The following is a 19,363-nucleotide window of genomic DNA, read 5'->3' as shown; positions in this document are numbered from 1 at the left end:
CTCACGACAGGGACGGCCTCGCATCGCAACAAACACGGCGGAACGTGGAGACCAGCCCGCGCTTACGATCTGTTTCGCCCACGGCTCCGTCGGTTCTTCGGGTTTCGTCTTTGACAACCAGAGCCCTCCCACGACATCGCTCATGGGGTTTTGCGACGTCGCCGCTGGCTGCCGGCGCCCGCCGACCTCATTGTCGCTCGTCGCGCGGCGCTTCAAAATCTCCGGAAAGAACGCGGCATCATCCCGCTCGTCGGCGCGGCAGAGATGTCCGCCCCGCGTTCCTGGAACACGCGTTTGCGCCTGCGCGGCCATGGGATGGCCCGCGCGATCTCCGGAAGTCGGGCACATCATACACTGACGCCCCTGCGTCAGGCCGCCACTGGCCCCGAACCGGCGGAGCCAAGCGGTCGATGAAACCACTCCAACACGCGCGATGGTTCCGGCGCGATCAGCCCGGATCGGCGCCTTCATATGCCGCCGCCAGCTCGTGCAAGGCGGGACGCGGAAACACCTCGCGGGCGTGGGCGACGGCCTCGCGCGCCTGCGCCCCTTCCCAGCCCGACTGCAACAGCATATCGGGCAGCGCCCCATGGCGCAGTCGCAGGCGGCGCCAGTGATGCAGGACCAGCAGGCGCAGCACGGTGGCGTCGAGCAGGTTCGCGGGCGCCGGGCTGGCCGTCACGCGCCGTGCGCGGTCGGCAAGCCGCGCGTACTCGGCGCGCAGCTCCGCGCCCGCCAGCAGATCGCCGACCCATCCGGGGATCTGCTCCGGGCGGGCCTGTGCAAGCAGCACATCCGGGTCCGCGGGATCGGGCGGCGCGTCCAGGAGGGCTGTCCGCGGGCCGAGCGCGACGGCTGTCGCCGGAAGCCGGGCGGCGAAATCGGCTGCGGCGCGTTGCGGCGGCGCCACCAGCAACCATGGCCTGCCCGCGGGCGGCGCCTTGCCGGCATAGATCACGGGACGCACCACCTGCGTTTCGGCCCAGCCGCGCTGCGACAGGCCGTAAAGCGACTCGCGGCCCGCCCTTTCGGTTTCAACCCAGCCGTCGGCGCGCAGACGGTGGACGGCGACGCGGACCGCTTGGCCCGTGACGCCCATCCGGCAGGCCAGCGCGGTCAAGAGCTTGCCGCCGACACGGTCGTGCGGGGAGGTGCACAGGTCGCCGAGGATCGTCACCACCACCGACCAGACCTTGAGCGGGCCGCATTCGCTCAGGAGCTCAATTTTTTCTTTTGTCGCAATTCCTTGCATCGCCCGACCATAGCCGGGCGACGCGGGGGGCTCAATAGGCGTTCATGGTCAGCAGGTCGTACTCGGCGACCCGTTCGTCGTCCTGATTGGTCATGGTGACATGCCACCGGACCTCGCCGTAGTCCTCGGTGCGCGGGGTCTTCTTCTTGACGGTCAGCCGCACCTTCACGCTGTCGCCGGGCTCGACCGGCTTCATGAAGCGCAGGTTGTCGAGGCCCGTGTTGGCCAGGACCGGCCCCTCGGCGGGCTCCACGAAGAGCCCCGCGGCGAAGGAGATCAGCAGGTAGCCATGGGCCACGCGCCCCGGGAAGAACGGGTTCCGCTCGGCGGCCTTGGCGTCCATGTGCGCGTAAAACGTATCGCCCGTGAACTCCGCGAAATGCTCGATATCCGCGAGCGTGACCTCGCGCGCTTCGGTGTGAAGCGTCTCACCGATCGAAAGCTCGCCGAAGCGGCGCGTGAAGGGATGTGCGGGGCCGGTCACCTCGGCCGCGCCGGGGACCCACTGTCCGGCGATCGCCGCGAGGTGGTCGGGCGAGCCCTGCACCGCGGTGCGCTGCATATAATGGGTGACGCCGCGCACGCCGCCCAGTTCCTCGCCGCCGCCGGCGCGGCCGGGGCCGCCGTGGACCATGTGCGGCAGGGGCGAGCCGTGGCCGGTGCTCTCCTTCATCGAGGTGCGGTCGTTGAGGTAGATGCGCCCATGGTAGGCCCCCGCCCCGAGCACCGCCTGACGTGCGACGTCGCCGTCGTGCGTGATGACCGAGGTGACCAGCGACCCCTCGCCGCGGTTGGCCAGCGCCATCGCGTGATCGAGGTCGCGGTAGCCCATGACCGTGCTGACCGGGCCGAAGGCCTCGGTGTCGTGGATGCGGCGCGCGCGGTCCGGGTCGGCGCAGTGGAACAGCATCGGTGGCAGGAAGGCACCCTTGCCGGCGTCGGCGCCGTCCACCGTGAAATCCTCGGGATCGCCGTGCACGCGCTCGGCCTCGCGTTCCAGCACCGCCACCTTGTCGAGCACGTCGCGCTTCTGGCTGGCGGAGACCAGGGCGCCCATCCGCGTCGTCTCCTTGCGCGGGTCGCCGATGGTCGTCTTGCCCAGCCGCGCCGAGACCGCCTCGATGACAGCCTCGACGCGGTCCTCGGGGGCGATGATCCGGCGGATCGCGGTGCATTTCTGCCCCGCCTTGGCCGTCATCTCGCGGCAGACCTCTTTGACGAAAAGGTCGAACTCGGGGCTGTCAGGGTCGACGTCGGGGCCGAGGACCGAGGCGTTGAGGCTGTCCTGCTCGGCCACGAAGCGCACCGAGTTTTCGAGAATGTGCGGCGCCGAGCGCAGCTTGAGCGCGGTCTCCGCCGAGCCGGTGAAGCTGACCACGTCCTGACAGGTCAGCCGGTCGAGCATGTCGCCCAGCCCGCCGGCGACGAGCTGCACCGCGCCGGCGGGCAGAATGTCGGCCTCCAGCATCAGGCGCACGCAGGCCTCGGTGACGTAGCAGGTGCTGGTCGCGGGCTTCACGATCGCCGGCACCCCGGCGAGGATCGTCGGCGCCAGCTTCTCCAGCATCCCCCAGACGGGGAAATTGTAGGCGTTGATGTGCACGCCCACCCCCTGAAGCGGCGTGCAGACGTGCTGGCCGAGGAACGTCCCGCCGCGCGAGAGTTGCTCGACCTCGCCGTCGAGGTAAACGTGCCCGTCGGGCATTTCGCGCCGGCCCTTGGAGGCGAAGACGAACAGCGTGCCGATGCCGCCGTCGATGTCGATCAGGTGGTCGGCCTGCGTCGCGCCGGTGTCGAAGGACAGGTCGTACAGCACCTGCTTGTGCCGGTCGAGGTACTGAGCCAGCGCCTTGAGCATCCGCGCGCGGTCGTGGAATGTCAGCTTGCGCAGGGCCGGGCCGCCCGTGCCCCGGGCGTGATCGAGCATCGCTTGCGCGTCGAGCGCCGAATTGCCGGCGCTGGCGATGACCTCGCCCGTCACCGCGCTGGCGATATCGCGCGCGCCCTGACCCGGGGCCACCCATTCGCCGGCGGCAAAGCTTGCAACCTCTCGGATCGTCATCGGTCTATCCTTTCAGTATGGCCGGCAGGCGGGCGAAGCCGCGGAACCGCAGCCGCCCGCCGCGCACGGCGCCATCGGTGATCTCGTAGTCGGGAAAGCGGGCGAGGAACCGCTCCACTGCGATCCGCCCCTCCATCCGCGCCAGCGTCAGCCCCACGCAGGTATGCGGCCCCCCGGCAAAGGCATGGTGCTTGTTGGGACGGCGCTCGAGGCGCAGCGTGTTGGGGTCGTCGAAAACCCGCGGGTCGCGGTTGGCCGCCCCGATCATCAGGTTCAGGTCGGTGCCGGCGGGAATGGTCTGGCCGTGGAATTCCACGTCCTGCGTGGTCAACCGGTTGCCGATCTGGTTGGGGCTTTCCATGCGCAGGAACTCGTCCACCGCCGTGCCGATCAGCCCCGGGCTCGCCAGCAGCTCGGCCCGCTTGTCGCGGTGCCGGTCGAGCAGCCAGAGCGCGCTGCCGATCAGGTTCGTCGTCGTCTCGTGGCCCGCGTTGAGGATGAAGATGCAGTTCTGGTAGAGCTCGACCTCGGTCAGCCCCTCGCCCTCCGCCTGCATGAGGCGGGTGAGCACATCCGTCTCCGGGTCGCCGGGGTTCGCTGCGCGGTCCTCGATGATGTGGCGCAGGTAGTCCTTGAATTCGGTCACCGCGCGGTTGCCGCGCGCCATCTCCGCATCCGACAGCATCGGCTCCAGCGCGCCGAGGATGGCCAGCGACCAGTCGCGCAGCGGCCCGCGCTCATCACGCGGAATGTCGAGCAGGTTGCCGATCACCTCGATGGGGATCGCGCCGGCGAAGTCGGCGATCAGCTCGACCTCCGCGTGCTCCGCCATCGCGTCGAGCAGACTGTCGACGAGCCGGATCAGCCCCGGCTCCATCTGCTGCAGCGCGCGCGGGTTCATCGCCCCCACCATCACCTTGCGCACCCGAGTGTGCAGCGGCGGGTCGTTGAACACCAGCGACGTGGTGTGATGCTCGTAAAGCGGGCTGTCGGGGCCGAATTTCGGCCCGAAGACATCCCTCTTGTCCGAGATGAAACGCCGGGTGTCGCGGTAGACCGTGTCCAGATCGGCATGGCGCGACAGCACCACGCTGCCGTCGGGCTGCCAGCAGACGGGACAGTCCTCCAGCAGATGCCGGTAGGCTGGATAGGGGTCGTCGTGAAACCCCGCTGGTGGATCGGTCAGATCGAGGACGGTCAATGGCCCATCGCTCCCATGTTCTCAGGCAGGACGAGCACGAGCCATGGAACCAGCACGATCAGCGCGAGGCGGAAGAGGTCCGCGATCCAGAACGGAGTGACGCCGCGGAAGATCGTACCGGTGGTGACGTTCCCGACCACCCCCTTGAGGATGAAGACGTTCAGCCCCACCGGCGGCGTTATGAGCGATATCTCGGTGACGACCACCACGACGATCCCGAACCAGATCGGGTCGTAGCCGAGCTCCGTCACCAGCGGGAAGAAGATCGGCACTGTCAGAAGCAGCATCGACAGGGATTCGAACACGCAGCCCAGCACGATGTAAATCAGAAGGATCATCATCATCACCGCGTAGGGGGGCACATCGTAATAGGTGACGATCCCGATCAGCGCCTCGGGCAGGCCGGCGAGGTTGACGAAGTTGGAAAAGATCTGCGCCCCGATCAGAACCGAAAAGAGCGCAGCTGCCGTGAGTGCCGTGTCCTTGAGCACCTCGAACGTGCTGGACAGCGTCAGCCCGCCCCGAGACAGCGCGATCAGGAAGGCGCCCATCGCGCCCATGCCGGCGGCCTCGGTGGGCGAGAACGTCAGGTAAATGGGGTAAACATCGAAGACGCCGTAAAGGCCTCCGATCACCAGCACGAAAAGCAGCAGCACCGCCCAGACCGACCGCAGGGCGCCCAGCCGCTCGCGCCAATTGAACCGCGGCCCGGCCGGCCCGGCGTCCGGGTTGCGCCACACGGTGAACCGCACCGCCAGGATGTAGAACAGGATGCCCAGTGCGCCGGGGATGATGCCGGCCATGAAAAGCTTGCCGATCGATGTCTCGGTCATCAGCCCGTAGATCACCAGGATCACCGACGGCGGGATCAGGATGCCCAGTGTTCCGCCGGCCGCGATCGAGGCCGTCGAGAGCCCTTCGGAATATCCGTAGCGGCGCATCTCGGGCATAGCGACCTTCGACATCGTGGCCGCAGTGGCCAGGGACGAGCCCGAGATCGCGGAGAACCCCCCGCAGGCGGCGACGGTGGCCATGGCGATGCCGCCGCGCATGTGGCCCAGAAAGGCGTTGGAGACGGCGTAGAGTTCACGTGCCATCCCGCTCTTGTTGACGAAGAGGCCCATCAGGATGAACAGCGGCACCACCGACAAGCCGTAGCTTTGCGCGGTGTCGATGATCTGGCGGCCCACCATCGACATGGCCGCGTTCAGCCCCCATGCGTCGAAGAGGCTGCCGCTGCGCTCGAAGGCGAATCCGAAGGTGCCGACCAGCCCCATCGCGAAGACGATGGGCATCCGCATCAGGACCAGGACGAGAACGAGGGCGAATCCGATAAGCGCGGCGGTCATTGGGCGTCATCCCCGAGAAGGTGCGGCGCGGCCAGCTTCAGCACGCCGGCGATCACCATCGACGCTGCGGCGATGCCGGTGCCGATGGCAATGAACCACATGATGTAGAACTGCGGAATCGCGAGATATTCTGTGACGTCGCCGTAACTGCGCGTGCGCTCGGCCAGCACGACGATGCGCTGCACGGGCCAGATCAGCATCACCCCCGACGCGATCAGGATGACCCCGTCGCGCACCCGTTCCAGCCGGTATCGGCGGAACAGCCCGTCGGTCAGATCGACGGATATGTGGTGGTTGCCCACCGACACGTGCGGGAGCACGGCAAAGACCATCACGGCCACGAAGATCCGGGTCAGCTCCGTCGCGGCCTCGATCGGCGCGTTGAAGGTCGACCGCAAGATCACGTCGAAGAACGTCATCGCCATGAGCGCGAACAGGGCGGCGCAGGCGACAAGAATCGGTATCCTGTCCAGTTTCCGGACAGCGTGCAGAAGGGATCTCATTGTGCGGGTCTCCGGGGGCGGCGGTCGGGCAGCCGGCCGCCCGGCGGCCGCGCGGACCGCCGGGCAGGGTGAGATCGGCGATCAGTCCGCCGACAGCTCGCTGCTGAGCATCTCGTAGGCGGCTTCGGCGTCCACGCCGGTCTCGCCGACCTGCGTGATCACCTCGTCGATGATGCCCGAGGAGATCTCCTCGAACTTCGCCTGGTCCGCCTCCGAGGCGACCGTCATCGTGTTACCCGCGGCCTCCTTCGTCAGCTCGAGGCTCTGCTGGTCGCCGGCGTCCCAGATCTTGCCGATCTCGCGGCTGATCGGCTCGCCGAAGACCTCCTCTTCGAGGGCGGTGCGAATGTCCTCGGGCAGACGCTGGAAGGAGCCCTCGTTCATGATGAAGGCGAACGATCCACGGTAGAACCCGCCGGGCATCTCGTAGAGGTGCGGCGCGACCTCGGTCAGCTTGAAGCCCTGCCGCGAGTCGACGGGCATCACCACGCCGTCGGCGGCGCCGGACGCCAGCGTCTCGTAGACCTTGGGGGCCGGCACCTTGATGCCGGTCGCCCCCAGCGCCTCGCCCACGTCGCCGCCGACGCCACCGGGAACGCGCAGTTTCAGCCCGCTGATATCGTCGATCGACTCGACCTTGTCGGCGGTGTGAAGCTGCGCGGGGCCGTGGGTGTGCATGGCCACCACCTTCACGCCGCGGTGCTCGTCGGCGTTGGACAGGTACTTGTCATACGCGCGCCAGTAGGCGACCGACGCCTCCTCCGCGCTGCCGGTATACCCGGGCAGCTCGATCAGCTTGGTGGTGACGAAGCGCCCTGCCTGATAGCCGTGGAAGATGATGGACAGGTCGGCCGCGCCGTCCTGGATCAGGTCCATCTGCGCCGGCGGCGGGGCGAGCCCCAGCTTGAGATCCGTGGTCACGCGGCCGTCGGTCGCCTCCTCGACCATTTCGGTGAACTTCGGCCACATCTTGGCGTTGATGTTGTGTGTCGGCGGGGCCCAGCTGGAAATCGTCAGCGTGTAATCCGCGGCGAACGCCGCCGTGCCGCTGACTGCGAGCGCGGCCCCGGCGAGCAGCGAGGTGAGTTTGCGGTAGTGTGCCATTGAATCCTCCCTAAGTGATGATGGCTGTCCGTCTGCGTTCACAGCTTGGACGCCAGTCCCCATGACCCGGGGCTTTCCTCCGCCACCAGGTGCATGTTCCTCCTCGTCACGTCCCAGCCGACCTCGGACGCGTGGTGCATCGGGCCGCCGCGCCACCGGGGAAAACCGTAGCCGTGGACCTCCACTACGTCGATATCCCCCGGGCGCTCGGCGATGTCCTCCTCGACGATGCGCAGCCCCTCATTGGCCATGACGGCCAGAAGGCGCCCGGTGATCTCCTCCTCGGCAAAGCTGCGGCGCGCGAGTCCGTGCTCACGCGAATGAGCCTCGATCAGCGCCTCGACCTCGGTGGAGCGCTGCGGCTTGCCGTCGTCGCCGTAGTCGTACCAGCCCTTGCCGCTGCGCCGGCCGAGGCGCCCCATCTCGCACAGCCGGTCGGCGATGGCGACGTAGCGCTCCCCCGCCGGCCGCGTGGCCGCCTGCCGCTTGCGGTTGGCCCAGGCGATCTGCAGCCCGGCCATGTCCTGCATCTCGTAGGGCCCCATCGCCATGCCGAACCCGCGCATCGCCGCGTCCACCTCGTGCGGCAGAGCGCCGTCGGCCAGCAGATAGTCCGCGGCGCGACGATAGGCGGACAGGATCCGGTTGCCGATGAACCCGTCGCAGATGCCCGAGAGCACCGGCATCTTGCGGAGCCGCCTGGCCAGCGCGAAGCCGGTGGCCAGCACCTCGGCCGCGGTGTCCGGAGTCTGCACGACCTCCACCAGCTTCATGATGTTCGCGGGCGAGAAGAAGTGCAGGCCGAGGCAGCGGTCGGGCCGCGGGATGTCGCGGAAAATGTCGTGCGGATCGAGGTAGGAGGTGTTGGTGGCAAGGATCGCCTCCTCCCCCATCGCCTCCGATAGCTTCGCGAAGACCTCCCGCTTGACCGCCGCGTCCTCGAACACCGCCTCGATCGCCAGGTCCGCCCCGGCGGCGTGCGCGTAGTCGTCCACCGCGGCGAATCCGGCCAGCGCGGCGTCCCGCGCGGCGTCGTCCATCTTGCCGCGGTCGACCGCGCCGTCCAGCAGCCCGGACACGCGCTCGTGTGCCGCGCCGGCGGCCTCGGCGTCACGTTCGATCAGCGTCACGCGCAGGCCGGCGGTCAGCGCAGCCGCGGCGATCCCGGCGCCCATCAGGCCGCCGCCGACGATGGCGACGCGCGCGACGTCGCGCGGGGTGGCGCCCGCGATCGCCTCGGGGCGAGCGGCGGCGCGTTCCGCGAAGAACACATGGCGCAGCGCCCGACTCTCGGGCGAGCGACGCAGCTCCAGGTGGCGGGCGCGTTCGCGTGGCTGGCCTTGCTCGAACGGCGCGGCCGACCACTGAAGCGCCCGGAGGTTCTCCAGCGGCGATTGTTGCCCGCGGGCACGCTTGCGCAGGCTCTTTTCGGCCTCCGCGACGAGCTGATCCGAAAATGCCGGAACGGGGCGCCGCGACGCCGGCACGGGGCGCGCGGGCAGTTCCGCGGACAGCTCCATGCAGGCGGCCGCGAGGTCGTCCGCGACGCGGTCGATACCACCGAGCTTCAGCATGTCCTCGGCCGTCACGATGCGGCCGCGGCAAGCGATGTCGATCGCGGCCTCCATGCCCACGAGCCGCGGCAGGCGCTGCGTGCCGCCGGCGCCGGGGATCAGGCCGACATTCACCTCCGGCAGGCCGAACCCGGTTCCCGGCGCGGCGATGCGCCAGGCGCAGGCCATCGCGATCTCGAAGCCGCCGCCGAGCACGTTGCCGTGCATCAGGGCGACGAAGGGGACCTCGCTGTCCTCGACCATCTGCACGACGTCGGGCAGGTGCGGCTCGACCGGGGGCGCGTCGAACTCCGACATGTCGCCGCCGGCGATGAAGGTGCGGCCCGCGCACCGCAGCGCCGCGACGCGGGCGCCCTGCACGTCCTTCACCGCCGCCGCCAGGTCGGCCCGCACGGCGTTCGACGTGGCGTTCACCGGCGGGTTGTCGATCGTGACCCACGCAATCTCCCCGCTGCGGTCGACGGTGACGGTCGATCGGTCCGCGGCGGCCTCGCGGCCGGCATTTGGGCGCGATTCACTCATGCGGATATTTATTGACCAACCGTTCGGTTTATGCAAGGAGGAAATTGACGTTCGACACGACAGGCCCCGCATGAGCGACACCATACTCACGACGGACCACGGCGCATGGGTCGAGATCACCCTGAACCGGCCCGACCGCCTGAACAGCTTCAATGACGAGATGCACCGCGCGCTTTACGCCGCGCTGGAGGCGGCGCGCGACGGGGGCGCGCGCGCGGTCCTTTTGACGGGGGCTGGGCGCGGCTTCTGCGCGGGCCAGGACCTCGGCGACCGCGATCCGACGAAGATGGATGGGCCACCGGATCTGGGCCACACCGTGCGCACGTTCTACGCGCCGCTGGTGCGGCTGATCCGGTCTCTGGATGTCCCGGTCGTCTGCGCGGTCAATGGCGTCGCGGCCGGGGCGGGGGCGAACCTCGCGCTGGCCTGTGACATCGTGCTGGCCGCGCAGAGCGCGAAGTTCATTCAGTCGTTCGCCAAGGTGGGCCTCATCCCGGATACGGGCGGCAGCTGGCACCTACCGCGCCTTCTCGGCGAAGCGCGCGCGAAGGGGCTGGCGCTCACCGGCGAACCGCTCGCCGCGACGCAGGCGGCCGACTGGGGTCTCATATGGAAGGCCGTGGCCGACGACGCGCTCATGGAGGAGGCGCGCGCCCTGACAGGCAAGCTGGCCGCCGGGCCGACGCTCGGTCTCGGCCTGACCAAGCAGGCGATCCAGGCGGCGGCGACCGACACGCTCGACGCGCATCTCGAACTGGAGGCCGACGCGATGAAGACCTGCGGCGAAAGCGCGGATTACGCCGAGGGCGTCACGGCCTTCATCGAGAAGCGTGCACCGAACTTCCAGGGCAGGTGAGCATGACACCGAAGGAACGCGCGGAAAAAGCCGCGGCGGCCATGTGGTCGGACGACGGGGCCTCGCAATGGGCGGGCATGGAGATCACTCATGTCGACGAGGGCGAAGCGATCCTGGAATTGACCGTGCAGCCCCATCACTGCAACGGCCACGCGATCTGCCACGGCGGGCTGACCTTCATGCTGGCCGACAGCGCCTTCGCATTCGCCTGCAACAGCCGCAACCGGGCCACAGTCGCGCAACACAACGTCATCACCTATCTCGCGCCCGGAAAACAGGGCGACCGGCTGACGGCGCACGCGCGCGAGGTCGCCCTGAAGGGGCGCAGCGGCATCTACGACGTCACCGTGATGAACCAGGACGGCGTTGTGATCGCCGAGTTCCGCGGCATGTCGCGGGCCATCGACGGGCACCTCTTCGACGAGGACGAAGACTGATTTGACCGGCGCGCATCCGGGGAGGAGGAGACGATGAAGGACCTGACACCGAAGACATCCGATCTGGACCCGATCGAGATCGCCTCGATCGACGAGATCCGCAGCCTGCAACTGGACCGGCTCAAGTGGTCGGTCCGCCACGCCTACGACAACGTCCCGATGTACCGCGAGCGGTTCGACGCGGCGGGCGTGCACCCCGACGATCTCAAGCAGCTGAGCGATCTCGCCAGGTTCCCGTTCACCTACAAGACCGACCTGCGCGATAATTATCCCTTCGGTCTCTTCGCCGTGCCGCGCGAGCGGATCGTGCGCATCCACGCCTCGTCCGGGACGACGGGCAAGCCGACGGTGGTGGGTTACACCCAAGGCGACATCGACGTCTGGGCCGACATGGTGGCGCGCTCGATGCGCGCCAGCGGCACACGGCCCGGCGACATCGTGCACGTCGCCTATGGCTACGGGCTGTTCACCGGCGGGCTGGGCGCGCACTACGGCTCCGAGCGGCTGGGCTGCAGCACGGTGCCGGTCTCGGGCGGGATGACCGAGCGGCAGGTCACGCTGATCGAGGATTTCAAACCCTCCACCATCATGGTGACGCCGTCATATATGCTCAACATCCTCGAGCAGTTCCACAAGCACGGGCTCGACCCGCGCGAAAGCTCGCTCGAGGTGGGCATCTTCGGCGCCGAGCCGTGGACCAACGCGATGCGCGCCGAGGTCGAGGCGGCCTTCGACATGCACGCCGTCGACATCTACGGGCTGTCCGAGATCATGGGGCCGGGTGTCGCCAACGAGTGCGTCGAAACCAAGGACGGGCTACACATATGGGAGGACCATTTCTTCCCGGAGATCATCGACCCGCAGACCGGCGAGCCGGTCGAGGACGGCGAGATGGGGGAGCTGGTCTTCACCACGCTGACCAAGGAAGGCCTGCCGATGATCCGCTACCGCACCCGCGACCTGACGCGGCTCCTGCCCGGCAGCGCGCGCAGCATGCGCCGGATGGAGAAGATCACGGGGCGCTCGGACGACATGATCATCCTGCGCGGCGTCAACGTCTTCCCGACCCAGATCGAGGAGCAGGTGCTGGCCACCGGCGGGCTGACGAACCATTTCCAGATCGAACTTTACCGCGCCGGACGCATGGACGCGCTGCGAGTCCACGTGGAAGCGGCCGAGGGGTCCGCGGACGAGGCGTCCAAGACGGCCGCGGCGCGCATGCTGCACAAGCACATCAAGGACGTCGTCGGCATCTCGACCGAGATCGACGTGCGCGACCCGGGCGAGATCGAGCGCAGCCAAGGCAAGGCCAAGCGCGTGATCGACAACCGCGAGCGGGGGTAACGCCGTGGCCCGCACGATCGCCAAGGATCACGACCAGAAGCGCGCGCAGATCCTCGCCTCGGCCGCAAAGGTGTTCGCCGAGGCGGGGTTCGACCGGGCCACGATGACCCAGCTCGCCAGTGAATGCGGGATCTCCAAGGCGAATATCTATCACTACTACGACAGCAAGGACGCGATCCTTTACGATATCCTCGAGACCTACCTGAGCAGCCTGCGGGACCGTATATGCGGCATCGACCTCAACGGGCTCGGCCCGCAGGACCGGCTGCGCCGCGTGGTCCATGAGATCCTGTTCGCCTACCAGGGCTCCGACCACGAACATCGCGTGCAGGTGAACGGCGTCGAGAAGCTTCCGCCCGCACAACAGAAGGTCCTGCGCGGCTACCAGCGCGAGATGGTCGACTTCCTCGGCGGGATCATCCGCGACATCGCCCCCGAGGTGTTCGACGGCGACAAGGCCAAGCTGCGCGCGGCGACAATGTCGGTCTTCGGCATGCTCAACTGGTATTACATGTGGAATAGTGGCGCGGGCGACGCGGCGCGCAGCGAATACGCGCGGCTGGTCGCAGACCTCACGCTCTCCGGGGTCAAGGGCATCTGACCCGCGGGCGGCCGCCGGGCGCGATCCAAACGTTCGCCTGTTGCGCGCGGGGCTGCAAGGTGGCGCTTGGGTACGCCGCTCGGCCCTACGACCGGCCGCTCGCGAGCCCGAGGTCGTCCAGCGCGCGGGCCGTCTCGGTCTCCCAGCGCGTGCGCAGATCGGCATTCGTTTCGTGACGCAGCCCCATCGCGCGGAGGCTGTCGAATTTCTTCGACTCGGTGACGCCGAAGGATGCGGCCACCCGTGGCCACCAATAATCGACGCTGGCCTGCAGTGGCTCCCGGCCCTCGGTCGCCATCAAGCGGTCGATACCTTCCTCCGCAAGCGCGACGTGGCGCGCCTCGACCGGCGCGACGGCGCGGAAGGCCTCGGCCAGCGGCTGGTAGGAGACGCGCGCCAGTTCCTCCAGCTGAACGCCCACGGCGCGGCCCATGAGCAGGTTCATCACCACCGCGTCGGACCACCCGGCGAGGGGGTAGTTGAAGACCGCGAGCCGCATGTCGTGGTCGCTGCGCCGTACGCCGATGTCAGCCTCGCGGTCCAGCCGCGCGGTCCAGGGATGATGGTTGGCGTAGCGCGCGGTGTCGGCGCCTAAATCGCCCATGATCCGTAGCACGCGGTCGCCATTGGCGGCCTTTTCCATCACGATCGTGGCCGCGGCGATGCGTTCCTTGATGCCGGGGCCCTCGTTGATGATGTCGGCGAAACCCGCGGCGCCGGCGAGCTCGCTGTCCACGAAGGTCGCCATCAGCTTGAGGAGCTCGGCGCGGTAGCGCGGCGGCACGTTGGCCGGGTTGGTCAGCCGGCCGCCCTGCGCGAGGTAGCCCTCGATGCTCATGTCATCGGCCATGGCCTGTCCCTTCTCACTGGTCGTAATCGACGGTGACGGTGTCGGTGACCGGGTAGGACTGGCACGACAGGACATAGCCCTTCTCGACCTCGTAATCCTCCAGCGCGTGGTTGGCGACCATCTCGACCTCGCCCTCCAGCACCCGGCAGCGGCAGGTGGAGCACACGCCGGCGCGGCAGGCGAAGGGGGCGTCCACGCTGTTCTCCAGCGCGGCGTCGAGAATCGTGGTATCCTTGGGGACCCGTACCGTCTGCGTCGCCCCGTCGAGGGTGATCGACACCGACGTCTGGTCCGCGGCGCTGGCGGCGTCCTTCGAGACGGCCTTGCGCTTGGCCCGGCCGGGCTGGGCGGAGGCGAAAAGCTCGAACTTGATCCGGTCGTCGGTGAGCCCGGCATCGCGCAGGGCGCTGGCGATCCCCAGCATCATCGGCTCGGGGCCGCAGATGAAGGCGGTGTCGACGGTGGCGATGTCGATGAAGCCGCTGTCGAACAGCCTCCGGCACTTGTCCTCGGTCACCCGCCCGGTGAAAAGCTCGATGTCCTGCGCATCGCTTTCCAGCACGTGGATCACGTTGAAACGGCCGAGGTAGGTGTTCTTGAGATCCTCGAGTTCCTCTCGGAACATGATCGTGTTGACGGCCTTGTTGGCGTAGACGAGCGTGAAACTCGACCGCGGCTCTCGGGCCAGCGTCGTCTTGAGGACCGACAGCACCGGCGTGATGCCCGACCCGCCGGCGAAGCCGAGGTAGTGCTTTTCGTTTTCGGGATGGACCGGGGTGTGAAACGCGCCCATGGGCGGCATCGCCTCGATCCGGTCACCGGGCTGGAGCTCCTCGTTCGCCCAGGTCGAGAACGCGCCGCCCTCGACCCGCTTGATGCCGACCTGCAGGATGCCCTCGTCCCGTCCGGCGCAGATCGAATAGGAGCGACGGAGTTCCTCGCCGTCGAAATGCTTTCGAAAGGTCAGGTACTGCCCTTGGGTGAAGTCGAACGCGTCGGCGGCGCCGTTCGCGGGCCGCAGCGTCACCACGACCGCGTCGCGGATCGTCTTGCGCACGTCGGTGACTTCGAGTTCGTGGAAACGTGCCATGAAGGCTCCTCCCTCAAATGCACTTGAAGTAGTCGAAGGGCTCCAGGCAGTCCCGGCAACGCCACTGCGCCTTGCACGGGGTCGAGCCGAACTGGCTGAGTTTCTCGAGGGTCGTGCCGCCGCAGCGCGGGCATCGCTCGGGGCCGCCGGCAGGCCGGGGCGGCGCGATTCCGTATGCCTCGAGCTTGGCGCGGCCCTCTTCAGTCATCCAGTCGGTGGTCCACGCCGGGCTGAGCTGGCGCTTGAGCTCCAACTTCTCGATCCCGTGGCTGCGCAGCGCCGTCTCGATCTCCATGTTGATCAGCGAGGTCGCCGGGCACCCCGAGTAAGTCGGCGTGACCGTGACGACGAGCGTGTCCTCCTGCCAGGCCACGTCGCGGATGATGCCGAGGTCCGTGAGCGTGATCGCCGGGATCTCCGGGTCGGGGATCTCGCCCAGCCATTCCCAGACCTGTTCCACGCCCGGCCGTGTCATGGTGCCGCCCTCTCCCGTCACCACCGGCACCCAGGATAGGCGCGCTGGAGCCACTGCATGGTGCACAGCAGGTGCCCGAGATGCTCGGTGTGCATAGTGCCGCTGCGTCCGCCCCGGTGGACGTAAGCCTTTTCGGGCAGTCTCAGCGTCGCGTCGGCCATCACGCGCCCCACCAGCGCGTCGTAGTCCTCGCGCAGGCCGGCCGGGTCCGGGGCGACGCCGGCCTCGACCATGGCGGCGTCGGTGGCGTCGCTTTCGAACAACTCGCCGACATAGGGGTAGAGGTAATCGAGCGCCGCCTGCATCCGCGTGTGACTTTCCTCGGTCCCGTCACCGAGGCCGACGACGGTGTCGGCAGAGCGCTCCACGTGATAGGCGTTCTCCTTCGCCGCTTTCTCGGCGATCTCGCGCACGCGCTCGTCCGCGGATTTCTGCAGCCGCCCCAGCATGATCGAGGCCCAGGCGTCGTAGAGGAACTGGCGCATCAGCGTCTGGCCGAAGTCGCCGTTGGGAAGCTCCACCAGCAGGACGTTCCGGAAATCCCAGACGTCGCGCAGGAAGGCGAGATCGTCGGCGCTACGGCCCGCGCCCTCGACCTCGGCGGCATAGTCCAGCCAGAGCTGGGTCTGGCCGATAAGGTCCAGCGCGGTATTGGCCAGCGCGATGTCCTCCTCGAGGACGGGCGCGTGGCCGCACCACTCCGACACCCGGTGACCAAGGATCAGCGTGTTGTCGCCCATGCGCAGCAGGAACTGCTGCAGCGCCGTCCTGTCGATCGTGTCGGCCATCACATGTGCCCCACTTCGTCAGGAATGTCGTAGAACGTCGGGTGGCGGTAGACCTTGCTCTCCGACGGCTCGAACATCGGCCCCTTCTCGCTGGGCACGGTGGCCGCGATGTGGCGCGATTCCACGGCCCAGATCGAGACGCCCTCGTTGCGACGCGTATAGACGTCGCGCGCGTTCTTGATCGCCATCTCGGAGTCGGGCGCGTGCAGGCTGCCGACGTGGCGGTGACTCATGCCGTGCTGGCCCCGGATGAAGATCTCCCACAGGGGCCATTCCTTGCGCGGCGGCGCCGCGTCACTGTCGGTGTCGGGATAGGCCGACGGGTTGACGGAACTCATGTCTCTCCTCCTCGGGCGTGTCTCACTCGGCCGCGATGCGGGCGGCGCGCTTGTTGGCATGGGCCATCAGCCCCTCGCGCACCCAGCGGCCCTCCTCCCAGGCGCGGGTGCGGTCGCCCAGCCGCTCGGTGTTGCACGGCCCGTTGCCCTTGATGACGTCGAAGAACTCCTGCCAGTCCGGCTCGGTGAAGTCGTAGTGGCCCCGCTCCGCGTTCCATTTCAGGTCCGGGTCCGGGATCGAAAGGCCGAGGTATTCGGCCTGGGGCACGGTCTGGTCCACGAACTTCTGGCGCAGTTCGTCGTTCGTGTTGATCTTGATCTTCCAGGCCATCGACTGCGCCGAGTGCACGCTGTCGGCATCCGAGGGCCCGAACATCATCAGCGAGGGATACCAGAACCGGTTGAGCGCGTCCTGCGCCATGCGCTTCTGCTCGGGGCTGCCCTGCGCCATCTTCATCATGATGTCGTAGCCCTGCCGCTGGTGGAAGCTTTCCTCCTTGCAGATGCGGATCATCGCCCGGCTGTAAGGCCCGTAGGAGGTGCGCTGAAGCGGCACCTGGTTCATGATCGCCGCGCCATCGACGAGCCAGCCGACGGCCCCCATGTCGGCCCATGTCAGCGTCGGGTAATTGAAGATCGAGGAATACTTCATCTTCCCCGAAAGCAGGTCCTCGGTCATCTCGTCGCGGCTGACGCCGAGGGTTTCAGCGGCAGCGTAGAGGTAAAGGCCGTGCCCCGCCTCGTCCTGGACCTTGGCCAGCAGGATCATCTTGCGCTCGAGCGTCGGGGCGCGGGTGATCCAGTTGCCCTCGGGCAGCTGCCCCACGATCTCCGAGTGCGCGTGCTGGCCGATCTGGCGCACGAGCGTCTTGCGGTACTCCTCGGGCATCCAGTCGCGCGGCTCGATCTTCGTGTCGGCGTCGATCTTGTCCTGAAAGGCACGTTCGTCCTCGGACATTTCCTCGCGCGTCTTCACGCCCTTGCCCGTGCTCTTGACCATCTGTGCATACATTTCGGGGATCCTCCCTTGTCAAACGCGCTCGAGGATCAGGGCAGCCCCCTGACCGACACCCACGCACATCGTGCACAGCGCGTAGCGCCCGCCGGTGCGTTTCAACTGATAGGCGGCCGTCAGCACCAGCCGCGCCCCGGACATGCCGAGGGGATGGCCCATCGCGATGGCGCCCCCGTTGGCATTCACATGGGGCGCGTCGTCGGCGATGCCGAGTTCGCGCAGCGTCGCCAGCGCCTGACTCGCGAAGGCCTCGTTCAGTTCTATCACATCCATCTGCTCGAGGCTCAGCCCGGTGCGCGCCAGCACCTTGCGGGTGGCGGGCACGGGGCCGATCCCCATCACCCGGGGCGGCACGCCCGCAGTGGCCATGCCCACAACGCGAGCCATCGGCTCGAGGCCGTTGCGCTCGGCGGCGGCGGTATTGGCTAGCAGAAGCGCCGCGGCGCCGTCGTTCACGCCGGAGGCGTTGCCGGCGGTGACGCTCAACTCGGGGCCGTTGACGCCCTTGAGACCCGCCAGCTTGTCAGCCGTAGTGCCGGGGCGGGGGTGTTCGTCGGTATCCACGACGACCGGCTCCCCCTTTCGCTGCGGCACCGATATGGGGACGATCTCTTCGGCGAACAGGCCGGCCTCGTTCGCGGCAGCCCAACGGGCCTGGCTGCGCGCGGCGAAGGCGTCTTGGTCCTCGCGCGAGACGTGGTAATCTGCGGCGACATTATCGGCCGTTTCGGGCATCGAGTGGGTGCCGTGTTCGGCCTTCATCCTCGGATTGACGAAGCGCCAGCCGATCGTGGTGTCGTAGACGGCCGTCGCGCGGCTGAAGGGCGCCTCAGACTTTGGCATGACGAAGGGCGCGCGGGTCATGCCTTCCACGCCCCCGGCGATCGTCATGTCGTAATCCCCGGCGCGGAGGCCACGGGCGGCCATACCGACGGCATCCATGCCGCTGGCGCAAAGCCGATTTATGGTGGTGCCCGGCACCTCCACCGGAAGCCCGGCCAGCAGCGCGGCCATGCGCGCCACGTTGCGATTGCTTTCCCCGGCTTGGTTGGCGTCGCCCATGATGACGTCGTCGATCGCGGCCCAGTCGACCCGCCCGTTCCGATCCTTGAGCGCAGCGATCGGATGCGCCGCCAGGTCGTCGGTGCGCACGGCCGACAGCGCCCCGCCGTAGCGTCCGATGGGTGTGCGAACCCCGTCGCAGATCAATGCCTCCATCGAGTGTGTCCCCCTTGTCCCCACCGGGTATAAACCGACCGCTTGGTCAACGTACGCGACCCGTCGATTCGGCGCAAGAGAAGCGTTACAGATTCAGCAACATTCATGGAGAGCTGTAACCTGATCTGCCAGGGACGACCCCGGACACGTGACAGTGTCGGCTTGGCTGAACTGTCTGAGAGACCGACTCGAAACTAAATCATGCGTAGCAATACCTTGCGAGGCGTCGGGTGGTGAGGCAGATGTGGGATATGTCGATCCATGCCTCGGCAGAGGCGATGGACGTCTCCCGGTCCTTGGCCAGCCTTCGACACCGTCCGGGCCGGGCGAAGGTCCTCTCCACGACCCGGCGGCGAGGAAGGACCTCGAAGCCCTTCGCGGTACCGGGCCGCGTCACGACCTCGATCGTCCAGGTGCCGACCCGGTCGCGCACGCGGCGGAGCTTCGGCCCTGCATAGCCGCCGTCGGCGAAAAAGCGCCGGAGCCATGGGCCGGATCTGTGGATCGAGGCGAGCACGGCCGGCGCGCCGTCGCGGTCCTGGACATCGGCGGCATGGACGACGCGGCCGACGAGCAGGCCGATGGTGTCGACGACCGCGTGACGCTTGCGCCCGTTGATCCTCTTGCCGGCATCGTCGCCTCGAACGCCGCCGCTTTCAGTGGTTTTCACGGTCTGGCTGTCGATGACGCCCGCCGTCGGCCGCGCCTCCCGGCCCTCCATCTCACGGGTTTGCATGGCGACGTCGAAGCGGATCCTGTGTGAACCGGCATGGAAAAAGGACCC

General features: G+C 67.9%; 20 protein-coding genes. 4 read left to right on the top strand and 16 right to left on the bottom strand.

The window, feature by feature from the left end; all coding sequences use genetic code 11:
- The 8 genes from DRV84_RS15890 to DRV84_RS13650 all read right to left on the bottom strand — a co-directional run.
- On the bottom strand, positions 1-312 hold a 312-nt coding region (locus DRV84_RS15890; RefSeq protein ID WP_205026741.1), incomplete at its 3' end, for a hypothetical protein.
- Between the two features lie 136 nt (positions 313-448).
- Positions 449-1,252: a PaaX family transcriptional regulator C-terminal domain-containing protein gene (locus tag DRV84_RS13680; RefSeq protein ID WP_115981693.1), complete on the bottom strand. Its 804-nt coding sequence runs from the start codon at positions 1,250-1,252 to the stop codon at positions 449-451.
- A gap of 31 nt (positions 1,253-1,283) precedes the next feature.
- Positions 1,284-3,314: a phenylacetic acid degradation bifunctional protein PaaZ gene (gene paaZ / locus DRV84_RS13675; protein ID WP_115981690.1), complete on the bottom strand. Its 2,031-nt coding sequence runs from the start codon at positions 3,312-3,314 to the stop codon at positions 1,284-1,286.
- Between the two features lie 4 nt (positions 3,315-3,318).
- Positions 3,319-4,515: a cytochrome P450 gene (locus DRV84_RS13670; RefSeq protein WP_115981688.1), complete on the bottom strand. Its 1,197-nt coding sequence runs from the start codon at positions 4,513-4,515 to the stop codon at positions 3,319-3,321.
- On the bottom strand, positions 4,512-5,864 hold the full coding sequence (locus DRV84_RS13665; RefSeq protein WP_115981686.1) for a TRAP transporter large permease: 1,353 nt from the start codon (positions 5,862-5,864) through the stop codon (positions 4,512-4,514). Before DRV84_RS13665 ends, DRV84_RS13670 begins: the two co-directional genes overlap by 4 nt.
- A complete protein-coding gene (locus DRV84_RS13660) occupies positions 5,861-6,367 on the bottom strand; it encodes a TRAP transporter small permease (RefSeq protein WP_115981684.1) in 507 nt (168 codons plus the stop codon). Before DRV84_RS13660 ends, DRV84_RS13665 begins: the two co-directional genes overlap by 4 nt.
- An 81-nt stretch (positions 6,368-6,448) precedes the next feature.
- A complete protein-coding gene (locus DRV84_RS13655; protein ID WP_115981682.1) occupies positions 6,449-7,471 on the bottom strand; it encodes a TRAP transporter substrate-binding protein in 1,023 nt (340 codons plus the stop codon).
- A gap of 38 nt (positions 7,472-7,509) precedes the next feature.
- Positions 7,510-9,639 carry an FAD-dependent oxidoreductase gene (locus DRV84_RS13650; protein WP_239995082.1) on the bottom strand — a complete coding sequence of 710 codons (2,130 nt, stop codon included), beginning with the start codon at positions 9,637-9,639 and terminating at the stop codon, positions 7,510-7,512.
- Between DRV84_RS13650 and paaG the strand changes: the two genes are divergently transcribed.
- From paaG to DRV84_RS13630, 4 genes are read left to right on the top strand one after another with little or no spacing between them, the layout of a single operon-like run.
- Entirely contained in the window at positions 9,638-10,423 is a 786-nt protein-coding gene (gene paaG, locus DRV84_RS13645) for a 2-(1,2-epoxy-1,2-dihydrophenyl)acetyl-CoA isomerase PaaG (RefSeq protein ID WP_115981678.1), read from the top strand. The genes DRV84_RS13650 and paaG overlap by 2 nt on opposite strands.
- A 2-nt stretch (positions 10,424-10,425) precedes the next feature.
- On the top strand, positions 10,426-10,860 hold the full coding sequence (gene paaI, locus DRV84_RS13640) for a hydroxyphenylacetyl-CoA thioesterase PaaI (protein WP_115981675.1): 435 nt from the start codon (positions 10,426-10,428) through the stop codon (positions 10,858-10,860).
- A gap of 33 nt (positions 10,861-10,893) precedes the next feature.
- Positions 10,894-12,204: a phenylacetate--CoA ligase PaaK gene (gene paaK / locus DRV84_RS13635; RefSeq protein WP_115981673.1), complete on the top strand. Its 1,311-nt coding sequence runs from the start codon at positions 10,894-10,896 to the stop codon at positions 12,202-12,204.
- A gap of 4 nt (positions 12,205-12,208) precedes the next feature.
- Positions 12,209-12,805, top strand: a complete 597-nt coding sequence (locus tag DRV84_RS13630; protein ID WP_115981671.1) for a TetR/AcrR family transcriptional regulator — start codon at positions 12,209-12,211, stop codon at positions 12,803-12,805.
- Between the two features lie 85 nt (positions 12,806-12,890).
- Here DRV84_RS13630 and DRV84_RS13625 read toward each other — a convergent pair whose 3' ends face one another.
- The 8 genes from DRV84_RS13625 to DRV84_RS13590 all read right to left on the bottom strand — a co-directional run.
- Positions 12,891-13,655, bottom strand: coding sequence for a Phenylacetic acid catabolic protein (locus tag DRV84_RS13625; protein ID WP_115981669.1), 765 nt, complete (start codon positions 13,653-13,655; stop codon positions 12,891-12,893).
- Between the two features lie 13 nt (positions 13,656-13,668).
- Positions 13,669-14,745, bottom strand: a complete 1,077-nt coding sequence (gene paaE, locus DRV84_RS13620) for a 1,2-phenylacetyl-CoA epoxidase subunit PaaE (RefSeq protein ID WP_115981667.1) — start codon at positions 14,743-14,745, stop codon at positions 13,669-13,671.
- A gap of 13 nt (positions 14,746-14,758) precedes the next feature.
- Complete coding sequence (gene paaD / locus DRV84_RS13615; protein WP_115981665.1) at positions 14,759-15,220, bottom strand: 1,2-phenylacetyl-CoA epoxidase subunit PaaD; 462 nt, start codon at positions 15,218-15,220, stop codon at positions 14,759-14,761.
- A gap of 17 nt (positions 15,221-15,237) precedes the next feature.
- Entirely contained in the window at positions 15,238-16,008 is a 771-nt protein-coding gene (gene paaC / locus DRV84_RS13610) for a 1,2-phenylacetyl-CoA epoxidase subunit PaaC (RefSeq protein WP_115981663.1), read from the bottom strand.
- Positions 16,008-16,346 (bottom strand): 1,2-phenylacetyl-CoA epoxidase subunit PaaB, encoded by a 339-nt coding sequence (gene paaB / locus DRV84_RS13605; RefSeq protein ID WP_115981661.1) that lies wholly within the window; start codon positions 16,344-16,346, stop codon positions 16,008-16,010. Before paaB ends, paaC begins: the two co-directional genes overlap by 1 nt.
- 22 nt (positions 16,347-16,368) lie before the next feature.
- Positions 16,369-17,358 (bottom strand): 1,2-phenylacetyl-CoA epoxidase subunit PaaA, encoded by a 990-nt coding sequence (gene paaA, locus DRV84_RS13600; protein WP_115981659.1) that lies wholly within the window; start codon positions 17,356-17,358, stop codon positions 16,369-16,371.
- 18 nt (positions 17,359-17,376) lie between these two features.
- Entirely contained in the window at positions 17,377-18,579 is a 1,203-nt protein-coding gene (pcaF, locus tag DRV84_RS13595; RefSeq protein ID WP_115981657.1) for a 3-oxoadipyl-CoA thiolase, read from the bottom strand.
- Positions 18,580-18,778: 199 nt separating this feature from the next.
- A partial coding sequence (locus DRV84_RS13590; protein ID WP_115981655.1) for an IS5 family transposase occupies positions 18,779-19,363 on the bottom strand: 585 nt, incomplete at its 5' end.

Source organism: Rhodosalinus sediminis (assembly GCF_003385555.1).
Lineage (GTDB): Bacteria > Pseudomonadota > Alphaproteobacteria > Rhodobacterales > Rhodobacteraceae > Rhodosalinus > Rhodosalinus sediminis.
This window is presented reverse-complemented; position numbering and strand designations above follow the sequence as displayed.